The organism is Chryseobacterium sp., from assembly GCF_008014695.1.
GTDB lineage: Bacteria > Bacteroidota > Bacteroidia > Flavobacteriales > Weeksellaceae > Kaistella.
This window is the reverse complement of sequence record NZ_VOXE01000001.1, coordinates 494,056-506,863: the sequence shown is the minus strand read 5'-3', so window position 1 is coordinate 506,863 and position 12,808 is coordinate 494,056. Positions and strand designations below refer to the sequence as shown.

12 protein-coding genes and 1 tRNA gene are annotated in these 12,808 nt (G+C 42.8%); 2 read left to right on the top strand and 11 right to left on the bottom strand.

Annotated features, from left to right (window positions below; all coding sequences use genetic code 11):
• Nucleotides 1-42 precede the first annotated feature (42 nt).
• The 7 genes from FUA25_RS02430 to dinB form a co-directional block, all read right to left on the bottom strand.
• Nucleotides 43-462, bottom strand: coding sequence for a nucleoside-diphosphate kinase (locus FUA25_RS02430; RefSeq protein ID WP_147755303.1), 420 nt, complete (start codon nt 460-462; stop codon nt 43-45).
• 171 nt (nt 463-633) lie between these two features.
• Nucleotides 634-1,560 carry a ribosome small subunit-dependent GTPase A gene (gene rsgA / locus FUA25_RS02425; protein WP_147755302.1) on the bottom strand — a complete coding sequence of 309 codons (927 nt, stop codon included), beginning with the start codon at nt 1,558-1,560 and terminating at the stop codon, nt 634-636.
• Nucleotides 1,561-1,562: 2 nt separating this feature from the next.
• Nucleotides 1,563-2,645, bottom strand: coding sequence for a chorismate mutase (locus FUA25_RS02420; protein ID WP_147755301.1), 1,083 nt, complete (start codon nt 2,643-2,645; stop codon nt 1,563-1,565).
• Nucleotides 2,646-2,667: 22 nt separating this feature from the next.
• A complete protein-coding gene (locus tag FUA25_RS13310; RefSeq protein ID WP_228411623.1) occupies nt 2,668-3,162 on the bottom strand; it encodes a hypothetical protein in 495 nt (164 codons plus the stop codon).
• 107 nt (nt 3,163-3,269) lie between these two features.
• Nucleotides 3,270-4,355 (bottom strand): DNA polymerase III subunit gamma/tau, encoded by a 1,086-nt coding sequence (dnaX, locus tag FUA25_RS02410; protein WP_147755300.1) that lies wholly within the window; start codon nt 4,353-4,355, stop codon nt 3,270-3,272.
• 96 nt (nt 4,356-4,451) lie between these two features.
• Entirely contained in the window at nt 4,452-7,520 is a 3,069-nt protein-coding gene (locus tag FUA25_RS02405; protein ID WP_147755299.1) for a DNA polymerase III subunit alpha, read from the bottom strand.
• Complete coding sequence (gene dinB, locus FUA25_RS02400) at nt 7,520-8,683, bottom strand: DNA polymerase IV (protein WP_147755298.1); 1,164 nt, start codon at nt 8,681-8,683, stop codon at nt 7,520-7,522. The genes FUA25_RS02405 and dinB overlap by 1 nt, the downstream gene beginning before the upstream one ends.
• A gap of 62 nt (nt 8,684-8,745) precedes the next feature.
• On the opposite strand from dinB, the gene FUA25_RS02395 reads away from it, so the two are divergent.
• Nucleotides 8,746-9,516, top strand: a complete 771-nt coding sequence (locus FUA25_RS02395; RefSeq protein ID WP_147755297.1) for an XRE family transcriptional regulator — start codon at nt 8,746-8,748, stop codon at nt 9,514-9,516.
• Nucleotides 9,517-9,586: 70 nt separating this feature from the next.
• Here FUA25_RS02395 and FUA25_RS02390 read toward each other — a convergent pair.
• The 4 genes from FUA25_RS02390 to holA all read right to left on the bottom strand — a co-directional run bounded on the left by FUA25_RS02390 (nt 9,587) and on the right by holA (nt 12,343).
• A tRNA-Ser gene (locus FUA25_RS02390) sits at nt 9,587-9,671 on the bottom strand.
• Nucleotides 9,672-9,779: 108 nt separating this feature from the next.
• On the bottom strand, nt 9,780-10,148 hold the full coding sequence (gene crcB / locus FUA25_RS02385; protein WP_317130254.1) for a fluoride efflux transporter CrcB: 369 nt from the start codon (nt 10,146-10,148) through the stop codon (nt 9,780-9,782).
• A gap of 103 nt (nt 10,149-10,251) precedes the next feature.
• Nucleotides 10,252-11,193, bottom strand: coding sequence for a thioredoxin-disulfide reductase (trxB, locus tag FUA25_RS02380; protein WP_147755296.1), 942 nt, complete (start codon nt 11,191-11,193; stop codon nt 10,252-10,254).
• A 112-nt stretch (nt 11,194-11,305) separates the two neighbouring features.
• On the bottom strand, nt 11,306-12,343 hold the full coding sequence (gene holA / locus FUA25_RS02375; protein ID WP_147755295.1) for a DNA polymerase III subunit delta: 1,038 nt from the start codon (nt 12,341-12,343) through the stop codon (nt 11,306-11,308).
• Nucleotides 12,344-12,345: 2 nt separating this feature from the next.
• On the opposite strand from holA, the gene FUA25_RS02370 reads away from it, so the two are divergent.
• Nucleotides 12,346-12,780: a type I restriction enzyme HsdR N-terminal domain-containing protein gene (locus FUA25_RS02370; protein WP_147755294.1), complete on the top strand. Its 435-nt coding sequence runs from the start codon at nt 12,346-12,348 to the stop codon at nt 12,778-12,780.
• Nucleotides 12,781-12,808 lie beyond the last annotated feature (28 nt).

Genomic DNA, 12,808 nt, shown 5'->3' with positions numbered 1-12,808 from the left:
AGTCCCGGAATTTCCGGGACTTTTTATCTGTTCGGCAGGAAATTAGAAAATTTCTCTTCCGGCAAAATGAAAATTTGCCTCAATTAAAGCGTTTTCATCGGAATCAGATCCGTGAACAGCGTTTTCACCAATGCTTCTTGCAAACATTTTCCGAATGGTTCCTTCAGCAGCATCTGCAGGATTTGTAGCCCCGATCAGCGTTCTGAATTCTTCAATTGCATTGTCTTTTTCCAGAACCGCTGCAACGATTGGTCCTGAACTCATGAAATCAACCAATTCCCCGTAAAAAGGTCTTTCAGCGTGAACTTCATAAAATTTCTGAGCATCGGCAATGGTGAGCTGAGTCAATTTCATGGCTTTGATTTTAAAACCTGCTTCGGAGATTTTTCCTAAAATAGCACCAATGTGACCATCTGCAACAGCATCCGGTTTGATCATGGTGAATGTAATTTTACCTGACATATATTCATCTTTTTTGATGGCGCAAAAGTACAAAATGTTTTTGACCTGTCCATAAAAAATAAAGTTCCATCAATTTGGTTTTGGCACAGATGTTGCAACCAATGTTATGATTCTCATGTTTAATTTGAGTTTTCATGGTTATTAGTTTTTACCCAGCTTCGGCTGGGTTTTTTAATTTTCAGCATTTTCCTCTGCTTCCTCCATGAGTTTGAGATAAGTGGAATACCGTGTTTCTTCGATCTCTCCTGTTTCAATAGCTGCTAATACTGCACATTTGGGTTCATTCAGGTGCAGACAGTTGTGAAATTTGCATTCCTTTCTTTTCCGGAAAATCTCCGGGAAATAATGCTGAATTTCTTCTTTCGTCACATCAATCATGGCAAATTCGCGAACACCAGGCGTATCAATAACGCTGCCGCCGAAATGCCAGAAATGCATCTGCGCAAAAGTAGTGGTGTGTTTTCCCTTCAGATGAGTACCGGAAATTTCTGCGGTCTTAATATTCAGATCCGGCTGAAAAGCATTGACTAAGGTAGATTTGCCACTTCCGGAATGTCCGAAAAAAACCGAAATCTTATCTTTTACCATTTCCTGAAGCGTATCGAGATTCATTTTGGAGTAGGAAGAGATTTCCAGTGTTTCGTAACCGATGTGGTGATAAAGATCCTCAATATTTTCCACAATTTCCTTTTCGTCTTCGCTTAAGACATCCATCTTATTGAAAAGAATCAGCGGTTTGATGTTGTACGCTTCGCAGCAGGCCAGAAAGCGGTCTAGAAAACCGAGGGAGGTTTCGGGATGTTTCAGCGTATAAATAAAACACGCCAGATCGATGTTAGAGGCAATGATATGTGCTTCTTTGGAGAGGTTTACCGATTTCCGGATCAGGTAATTTTTCCTCGGTTCAATCTTTGTAATCCAGGCAACATCGTCCTGCTCGAGGGAAAATTCAACCAAATCACCCACTGCGAGCGGATTGGTGAGGCGTGTTTTAATGAGTTTAAATTTTCCGCGGATCCGGGCTTCATAAAACGTACCGTTATCTGAATCCAGAACCTGGTACCAGCTACCTGTAGATTTGGTGATGCGTCCTTTCAAAATTAATCTTTTTTTATCATGACGTTATTCTGCACTTCGATGGATTCTTCGTGAATGGCTTTAAAAACTTTTTCGATAAACTCAGGAGACATATTCGTCTCCGTTGCTTTCTGGGCGGCATATTCGGTGATGACTTTCCAGCGTTCTGGCTGAAAAATCGCAAGGTTGTTGCTCTTTTTCAGAGCGCCTATTTTCTCGGAGATCTTCATTCTCTGCGAAAGCAGTTCAATCAGCTGAAAATCCAAGTCGGAAATCAGGGTCCGATGACGGCCCATTTCCCCGTCAAATTCGGAGATATCCGTATTTCGGATCTGCAGGTTTCTGATGAGTTCCGCCAAAACTTCAGGTGTGATCTGCTGATAGGCGTCGCTCCACGCTTGATCCGGATCGTGATGGGTTTCGATCATAATTCCTTCATATCCCATATTCAGGGCTTCCTGTGCGATGCCGGCCAATCCGGTGCGGTTTCCACAGATATGTGAGGGATCAATGATCATCGGAATATTGGGAAACTGGTTTTTAAAGTCCAGCGCCATCTGCCAGTTCGGAATATTGCGGTATTTTGTTTTCTGGTAGGTTGAAAATCCGCGGTGAATGACCCCAAGGTTGGTGATGTTCTGTGCCAAAAGCCTTTCCAGTGCGCCTATCCACAAGGCAAGATCGGGGTTTACCGGATTTTTAACCAGCACAATTTTATCGGTGTTTTTTAAAGCTTCTGCAATTTCCTGAACGGTAAACGGATTCACCGTGGAGCGCGCACCAATCCACAAAATGTCTACATCGGCTTCCAGCGCTTCCGTAACATGATGCAGATTGGCGACCTCGATAGCGGTCTTAAAACCGTACTGTTTCTTCACTTTTTTCAGCCAGCCCAAACCAATTGTCCCTACTCCTTCAAAACCGTTCGGTTTCGTGCGCGGTTTCCAGATTCCTGCACGGAAAACAGGAATGTCTGCACCCGATTCCTTCATTCTCCTGGCAGTCTCCAGCATCTGCACTTCGCTTTCAGCACTGCACGGGCCGGCGATGATTAGGGGTTGTGGAAAACTGTGGATCCACGTACTTTTTAAATCTTTTAATTCCATCTTCGTTCTTCCGCTTTCAGTATTATGAAAAATCAAACTTCAGTAAGTCATCCAGGTCTTTGAGAACCGGATTTATCTGAGCAAATTTATCGAAAATTTTACGTTTGGTGAGTATTTCTTTTTTGAGTGCCACATCGATGACAAAATCGGTTTTGATCCTGAAATGATTGACCTTGTGTGTGAAATGATTGAAAAAATCAGCCTGTATCTTGGTGAATTCGCTTTTTGCCGACTCTGAGGGATAGGCGATCAGGATGGTGTCCTCATCTTTTTTTGAAAGCCGGAAGCCGTTAATGGCGCTGAACATCACGATATCTTTTTCCTTTATTTTCTCCAGGAATTTCTGCCATTCGGTCTGCAGATCGGTCTCCGTGAAATGGTTTTTAGGCAGGTGTTCTTCAGAATTGTCTGTTTTCTCCTCTGCAACGGCTTCCTCTCTTTTGTTCAGCACTGCATTGATGCTGAATTTTGACGGGATTTTTGCACGCGACAATGGCTGGGAAGCTTTTGGGAGCACGGTTTCTTCCGGTTTATCCTCAATAACTGTCTTTACCGGGACTGGTGGTGTTTCAGTTTTGGTTATTTCAGGGGCGGGCTTGAGCAGAATTTCATGCAGAAAGGGCGCTAGGATTCGGAACTTTTTTTTTTAGAATCGGTGCCGGTCAGAGAAGAGAGCTGCATTAAGGCAATCTCTACCGTGAGGCGCGGATTTTTGGAATTTTTATAATTGATGTCGGCGTGGTTGCAGATTTCAATCGCATCAATGAGCTGCTGTGCGCTCCAGTTTTTGCTCTGCTCCGCAAATTTTACTTTTGTCTGCTCTCCTACTTCAATTAAATTCAGGGTCATGGCATTGCGGGCCATCATCAGATCGCGGAAATGATTGCCAAGTCCTGCGATAAAAACATGGGAATCGAAACCTTTCTTCACAATTTCGTTGAAAGCTGATAAAACCTCAGGGATTTTATTTTCCTTGAAAAGATCTGCCATGTTCAGGTACTGGTCATAATCCAGGATGTTCAGCACTTCGGCAGTCTGGGAGAGCGTGATGTTTTTCTGGGAAAAAGTCGTGATCCTGTCGAAAATGGACAGGGCGTCGCGAAGCGCTCCATCAGCTTTCTGCGCGATCAGAAAAAGCGCATCGTCTTCATATTTGATGTCTTCTTTATGCGCGATCTGTCTTAAATGCTCCTGAATATCCTCAATTGTAATCCTTTTGAAATCATAGATCTGACATCTGGATAAAATCGTGGGAATAATCTTGTGTTTTTCGGTAGTCGCCAGAATAAAAATGGCGTGCGCAGGCGGTTCTTCGAGGGTTTTCAGAAACGCGTTGAAGGCGGAAGAGGACAGCATGTGCACCTCATCAATGATATAAATCTTGTACTTCCCGATCTGCGGGGCAAAACGCACCTGATCCGTCAGATCACGGATATCGTCGACCGAGTTGTTGGAAGCCGCATCAAGTTCAAAAATATTGTAAGCAAAACCGTCTTCGCTTGTGGAGCCGTCCTTTTCGTTGATCTTGCGTGCTAAAATTCTCGCACAAGTAGTTTTCCCGACTCCGCGGGGGCCGCAGAAGAGCAAAGCCTGGGCCAGCTGACTGTTCTCAATGGCATGTTCCAAAGTATCGGTAATGTGCGACTGCCCCACCACAGTGTCGAACTCTTGCGGGCGGTATTTGCGTGCGGATACGATGAAATTTTCCATTGGTCAAAAATAGGGAAATAATTCAGAAATAAAAAAATGAACAATGAAAAAACCGTAAGTGGATTGAATTGAACGGTTAATCCAATACCTCCGGAATTACGGTTTCTTTGCTGACTGCAGTTTATTCCTCGGCAGCCCGATTTCATGTTCTTGCGGGTAAGGTTTTCTCCACGTCATGCTTACATCCTCCCTGATGTTTTTATGAACTTCATAGGCTTTCTCTTTATCATACGCATATCGTGGATCGGGAATGAAGGGCATTTTCGCCATTTTGGAAATGGTGACAGTCGGGAAATGAAAATCCACCTCTACAGTTCCCAGCAAAAGATAAACCCCGCCGCCCTGAAACGGGAACTTCTGTACATTATCGGGAAAATGCGCCGTATCAAAATATTCGCCTTCCGCATCAATCCACGTTCCAAAAAACATGGTTCCTTTTTTGGTGGGAACGTGTTTTCTTGAAATCAGATAAGCCAGCATTTTCACTTCTTTTTTATGATGTTTTATAAGATCATTGCCCATCACGCTTCCCCGGTATTTCGTCTGAAGCAGATCAAACGGACTGCAGGAGACGGGAAAACTGAGCAGTTCGATTTCATCAAATGCGTCTTCAAACGCACTTCTTTTCAGTTCAGGCAAACGGTATTCCTGCACCGGTTCTTCCAGCAGACTTAACCCGCGGTATTCCGGTTTGAAATTAATGAGCAGTAACCTGGCTTCGACCAACAACTCATTTTTGGGTTTTCCCGTAAACCGGAAAGCTCCGATAAAGATCAGGATCTGCAGGGTTTCAATTCCGATGGGAATTCTCCGGATGAAATCCTCCAGAGATCGATAGGCGCCGTTTCTTTCCCTTTCTTCAGTAATGAAGTGTGCTGTTTTTATTTCGAGTTTCTGCAGATGCATAAATCCCAGAAAAACAATATCTCCATACACTGTGGTTTCGAAAAAACTTTTGTTTACACACGGATTATGAATTTTTCCGCCCGCCATTCTGCATTCGTGAACATACACTTCAGTCCGGTAGAAACCACCCATGTTATTGATCGCGGAAACCATAAACTCCACAGGATAATACACTTTAAGATATAAACTCTGGTAACTTTCAACCGCGTAAGAGGCAGAGTGGGCTTTACAAAAAGAATATCCTGCAAAAGACTCAATCTGGCGGTACACCTCTTTGGAAAGCGCTTCTGAATGGCCGAGCCGTGCACAGGAGTCAAAGAAATCATTCTTCACTTTCTGCAGCGCTTCAAGCGACCGGCCTTTTCCGGACATGGCCCTTCTGAGAACATCTCCGTCATCGGCGGTTAAACCTCCAAAATGGAGCGCGATTTTAATGACATCTTCCTGATAGACCATGATTCCGTAGGTATCGCCCAGATGTTCTTCAAAAATCTGATGGAAATATTCAAACTGATCCGGATGGTTATGCCTGAAAATATATTCCTTCATCATCCCGCTTTGTGCCACACCGGGCCGAATGATGGAGGAAGCGGCAACCAGCGTTGGATAATTATCACATTTCAGTCGGCGCAAAAGTCCCCGCATGGCCGGGCTTTCGATGTAAAAACAGCCGATGGTTTTTCCTCTGCTCAGATATTCATTTGCGCTTGCTTCATCCTTTGAAATGCTCAGATCTTCGATATTGATCGAAATCCCGCGGTTTTTTTTGATGAGTTCCACCGTATCGCGGATGGTTCCGAGCCCTCTCTGTGATAAAATATCAAATTTTTCGAAACCGATGTCTTCCGCCACATGCATATCAAACTGTACGATGGGGAAACCTTTCGGCGGCATTTCGAGGGCGGTGAAGTTGGTAATAGGTTCTTCAGAAATCAAAATTCCGCAGGAGTGCATGCTGCGCTGATTGGGGAATTTTTCGAGCAGCATTCCGTATTTCTGAACCAGTTTTACGACAGAATTATCGTCATGGATACTCATTGGATTTTTTGCCAGCGCATCGAGTTCTTCTTTTGGCAAACCGAAAGCCTTCCCTACTTCCCGGAAAATTGACCTGTACTTGAATTCTACATTGGTGCCGCAAAAGGCAACATAATCTTTTCCATAACGGTTAAAAACATACTTCAGAATGGTGTCACGGTCTCTCCAGGACCAGTCGACATCAAAATCGGGCGGACTTTTCCGTGTCGAATTCAGGAACCTTTCAAAATAAAGATTGAGTTCCAGCGGGCAGATATTGGTAATGCCTAAGCAGTACGCGATAATGGAATTGGCTCCTGACCCACGTCCGACGTGCATAAAACCCATGCTGTTGCTGTATTTTACAAGATCCCAGGTAATAAGAAAATATCCGCTGAAATTCATTTCATCAATGACCTTCAGCTCCCGCATCACTCTTTTTCGGGCCTCTTCATTATTCTCCCCGTATCTTTTCTTTAAGCCTTCGTAGGCGAGGCTCGTCAAGAGTTGAATATCTTCTTCCTTGTCTCCGGTGTAGAATTTTTTGTTCTTTGGCGTCTTGAAATCATAGGTGAACTCACAACTGTCAATGATTTTCTGTGTATTCCCAATGATTTGCGGATGATGCTGATACATTTCCAGAAGATCATGAGGAGAAAGCAGTTTTTCAGAGGCTTTACAAACCTCCGCTTCCGGGAGTTTTGACAGTAAAGTGTTGTGATCAATAGCCCTCAAGATCCGGTGAAGATTGTAATCTTTTTTGGTTCTGATGGTGACGGGCTGAAGAATCACCATTCTGTTTAAATATCTTTTCCATTCCGGGCGGATTAAATAATTGAGTTCTTCGGGCCTTATGCCAAGATATTCATCAGTACCGAGCTCATCAGGAACATTTGACATGGGATACACCACGATTACTTCTTTCAATTTAGGCGAATGCAAAGGAAGCTCATCACCGCAGCAATTGTGGTTGGTGAGCAGTCTGTTGATTTCTCCCATTCCCTCGAATTTCTTCGCAATTGTAATGTATAGCAGGTCATTCCCTTTTCTGATTTCCATGCCGGCAATGGGCTTTATTCCTGTTCCTTCGCATGCTTTCAGAAAATCATAAATTCCGGTAACCGTATTGATGTCCGTTAAAACCAGCGCTTCAATCCCCAAATCAGAAGCCTGCTGAACCAAATCGCGGATCGAAAGGGTTCCGTACCGTAAGCTGTGATAAGTATGACAGTTCAGAAACATCAGTTAACATTATTTTTGCTGTTCAAGTGAAATCCGGAAGCTCTTCCCACCGAATCTTTACCGAATCTGTTTTTAATTTGATCCATCGACTGATACAGGCTGATGAGTTCTTCGGAATCTTCAAATAAATTCATCTGATACGTTCCGTGAACCAAACCCGTAAACCTTAATCCCACCAACCGAAGCCGCATCCGTCTCGTATAGAGTCTTTCAAAAAGGTCAACTGCAATTCTGGAAAGGGTATGGTCAATGGAAGTATAGGCCACTTTCACCTGTTTGGTTTCGGTATCGAAATTCGCATACCTGATTTTCAGCACTACCGTGGAAGTCAGCCATTTTTCTTTTCTCAACTGATAAGCCAGCGATTCGGCCATTCCCGAAATGAGTCTTTTAAGTTCCAGGATATCCATCGTATCATTAACGAAGGTATGTTCTGTAGAAATGGATTTTCTTTCAGAAAAGGGCACTACTGGATTGTGATCGATGCCGTTTGCTTTTTTCCAAAGTTCGGTGCCGTTTTTGCCGATCATTTGCTGAAGAATCAATACAGGCATTTCGGAAAGTGTCTGAATCGTACGGATTCCAATCCGGGAAAGCAGCCGGAAAGTGACCTCTCCCACCATCGGGATTTTCTTTATAGATAAAGGATTGAGGAAGGGTCTTACAAAATCCTCCGTAATTTCTAATCTTCCAGTCGGTTTTGCTTCTCCGGAGCCGATTTTTGAAACTGTTTTATTCGTAGAAAGCGCAAAACTGATGGGAAGTCCCGTGTTTTTCAGTACAGAATCGGCAATTTCGCCGGTCCATTTATAACAGCCGAAAAATTTATCCATTCCGGATAAGTCGAGATAAAATTCATCAATGCTGGCTTTTTCCATCAGCGGAACCTTTTCCTGAATGACCTCAGTAACTTCATGAGACATTTGCGAATAATATTCCATATCCCCTTTTACCACCTTTGCATCGGGGCAAAGCCTTAAAGCCATCTTAATGGGCATTGCGGATCTGACTCCGAAATACCGGGCTTCATAACTGCAGGAAGCTACAACACCACGGTCTCCGCCACCAATAATTACAGGCAAACCGTTCAGTTTCGAGTTGTGAAGCCTTTCGCAGGAGACAAAAAAAGTATCCAAATCCATATGCACAATTGCTCTTTCCATGCGGACAAAATTATAATGTTTTGTAACAAATAATTGTATATTTGTTGTTATAAATTAGAACAATGTCAATATTCTCTGAAAACATGCGGTATCTGAGAGGTCAATTACAGACTTCCCAACAAAATGTAGCCGACAGTTTAAAAATTACCCGGGGTAGATATGTAAAGTATGAAGACGGATCGAATGAACCACCGATAGACATCTTGATCATGATCTCGAAATTCTATAAAATCAGTATCGATTTTCTTCTTACCGTGGACCTTAAAAAGTATCCGATAGACCAAATGCTGAAGCTGGCAGATAACCGAATTGTATTGCCGATAACGGTAGATTCCAGAGGAGAAAATAAAATAGAAATCATTCCCCAGAAGGCTTCTATGGGGTACCTGAGCGGTTACTCAGATCCGGGCTACATTGAAAGTCTTCAGTCCATTTCCTTGCCGTTTTTGCGAAACGGAAAATACAGGGCATTTCCTACTGAAGGGGATTCAATGCCTCCTTACAATGACGGTACTTACGTTGTGGGCAAATATGTGGAAAACATTGATGATCTGAAAAAAGGCAAGACCTATATCTTTATTACCAGAAATGAAGGGATTACTTATAAAAGATTTCAGGAAATGTCAGCTGCCACCATGACCGTTACGCCAGATAATGACTTCTACGAACCTTATACAATTAAAAAGTCGCAGCTTCTGGAAATCTGGGAATATGCATGCAGCATCAATACCGAAGAACTTGGTGGAAGCCCCTTGGATATGAATGCTATAAGAGATATGCTGATGGGTTTAAAGAAAGAAATCAAGGAACTTAAAATGAATAATTCTCAGTAAAATGAGAAAGCACGCGCGAGAAAAGATAAAAAAATAACCCACTGTAATCAGTAGGTTATTTTTTATTATGCGGAGAGCTAGGGATTCGAACCCCAGGACCTGTTACAGTCAACAGTTTTCAAGACTGCCGCAATCGACCACTCTGCCAGCTCTCCAAAAAAACATTTCTGTTTTTCAGTGGTGCAAATATAAAGCGCTTTTATAAATTGACCAAATTATTTCTGATGAAATGTATTAAAAACCTCAGATTCAAAGGAGAAAATTTAATTTTTTGCCATATTCAATCCGAAATAAACGGCTGCTAAACCCACAATTACGCTTAGCAGAATATAAAGCGACAAAATAAAATAATTCCCGTTTTCCCAAAGTGAGATGTTTTCTGCAGAAAACGTTGAGAAAGTCGTGAATCCGCCGCAAAAACCTGTGATCAGCAGAAATTTCAGATGGTTATCAATTTTAATAAAATAAGACGTGAACACGCCGATTAAAAAGCACCCGACCATATTCACCACAAAAGTTCCCATAGGGAATGCACTGATATTCCATAACCTTTGGGTATAGTTGGAAACGAGGAAACGCAGAACGCTCCCGAAGCCGCCACCGATAAATATGTAGAAGAGGGTTTTCATCATGTAAGAGCCAAGGAAAAAGTAAAAAGAATCAAGTTCGATCCATTTACATCTTATTTCCTTTTAGTTGGCTACTATTCTTTTTACCTGTTTCTTTACTTTGAGTTTACTCCAATTCCGCCAGATATTTCTCAGCATCCATTGCCGCCATACAGCCGCTTCCTGCTGCGGTAATCGCCTGACGGTAAATATGGTCCTGAACGTCCCCTGCGGCGAAAACGCCCGGCAAATTTGTTCGGGTAGAACCCGGAACGGTTTTGATATAGCCGTTTTCGTCTAGATCAACCTGCCCTTTAAAAACATCGGTATTCGGTTTGTGGCCGATGGCGATAAAAATTCCGTGAACATCGATTGTAGAAGTTTCCTGAGTCAGGTTGTTGATGACCACTGCCCTTTCGACCAACGCATTTTCACCCTCGATTCCGATCAGTTCGTGGTTAAATTTCACTTCGATATTCGGCGTGCTTTCCACACGGTGAATCATGGCTTTTGAAGCCCGGAAAGCATCTTTTCTCACAAGCATCGTTACCTTGTTTGTAAGTTTTGCCAGATACGTCGCTTCTTCAGCTGCCGTGTCTCCCGCTCCTACCACCACCACATCTTTTCCTTTGTAGAAAAATCCGTCGCAGGTTGCACAGGCGGAAACGCCACCTCCGGAATATTTTTTTTCATCATCCAAACCCAGGTATTTCGCGGTTGCTCCGGTAGAAATAATTACCGATCTGGCCGTGATTTCTTTGTTTCCGGCCCACAGTTTGTGCACACCACCAACTTCCTTAGCAAATTCGGCTTTTGTAATCAGTTCGTAATGCACTTTGGTATCGAATCTTTCGGCCTGTTTCTGCAGATCCATCATCATTTCCGGACCCGTAACGCCGTCCGCATACCCCGGAAAATTATCGACTTCCGTTGTGGTCGTGAGTTGTCCGCCCGGTTCCAGACCGGTGTATAATTCAGGTTTCAAATCTGCTCTTGCGGCATAAATGGCTGCTGTAAATCCGGAAGGCCCGGAACCTACAATGACGCAGTCTAAAATATTTTCTTCCATTAATTGAGATTAAGGTTGATGTTAAGTTTAAAATTGGGATTTTTAGTTTTCAAAAATCGTTATTTATTTTGGATGAGAAATGAATTTATGATGAATTTTTTCGATTGCGGCCTTACGTTTTTACTTTGTACTGGTCCACATTCAGGATTTTGAACACCATTTCTGTGAGGAGTTCACTCTCGTCGGTATTCACAGCACCGAGACCTTTGTTTTTAAGGTCGATTTCGCGCAGAATCGAGATGATCCTTGTGCAGTGTTTTAAATTGTAGAATCGGGCGGCTTCAGCAAAATCTTTTATAAAATATGGATTGATGCCCATGGCGGCAGCCATTGTTTGCGGCGACTGTCCGACGGAGGTGTGGTAAATGATAAGATTCGAAAAAAAGTTATACAGATTCCCGATCATCATCACGAACGGATTATTTTTCGGGGATTTGCCGATGAAATGCGCAATTTTAAACGCGTTGGCTTCATCTTTCCTGCCAAGAGCTTTGATGAGTTCAAAAACATTGAAATCCTTGCTGATCCCGATATGGGTTTCGATGATTTTTTCGTCCAGGATTTCCCCGTCTTTCAGGATCATTCTGAGTTTGTTCAGTTCATTCGAGATTCGGGAAAGATCGGTTCCGAGATATTCGGAAAGCAGCGCCGGAATATTGGGTTTAGCTTTCAAACCTGTAGTTCTGAGTTCCTGATCGATCCATTTCGGGACTTCGTAATCCTTCAGTTTATCGCTTACAAAAAGCATTTTATTTTTCGAAAGGATCTTTGCAAAGCTTTTACGGGAATCGGCTTTTTTGTATTTGTGGGCAATAACCAAAAGCGTAGAATCCACGGGATTTTCAGCGTAGATTTTCAGCGCTTCCGCCTCTTTATCGGTCATGCGGATTTCCTGAGCTTCTTTCAGGATGATCACCTGTCTGTCTCCCATCATCGGAAACTGTCTGGCGAGCGAAAGCACTTCGCTGAAGGTGGTGTCTTTTCCGTACACTACGGTTTGGTTAAAGGCCTTCTCATCTTCTGTCAATACATCATTTTCAAAAGATTTAACGGCTGCATCCATAAAATACGGCTCTTCGCCGTGGAAAAAATAAATGGGCAGAAACTCTTTATTTTTAATATTTTTGAGGATTAAATCTAATTCTTTCATAAATGCAACTTCCGGAACTGAATTTTGAGCATACTTTTGATTTCCAAATCAGGAGTGACAAAGATAAGTTTTTTATTTATGATCTGGTCCGGAAAACCTGGCTCCTGCTTACGCCTGAAGAATGGGTACGCCAGCATTGGGTGCATTATTTCCATTTTCGAAAAGGCCGGAATTTATCTTCTTTAGTCCTTGAAAAAAAGCTGGAACTGAACGGAACCACAAAGAGAATTGACCTGTTGGTGACGGAAAAAACAGTTCCTAAAATTCTTGTAGAATGCAAAGCGCCGAAGATTAAGCTTACTGAAAAAACTTTTGAACAGATGGCGCGATATAATTCCATCATCGGTGCCGAAGAAATCATTCTAAGCAACGGCCTGCAGCATATTTTTGCGAAATTTAATGACAACTCCTATACATTCAGCAAGCCGGAATTTTAGTTGTTTCAGAAAGATTTTTTAACATCAA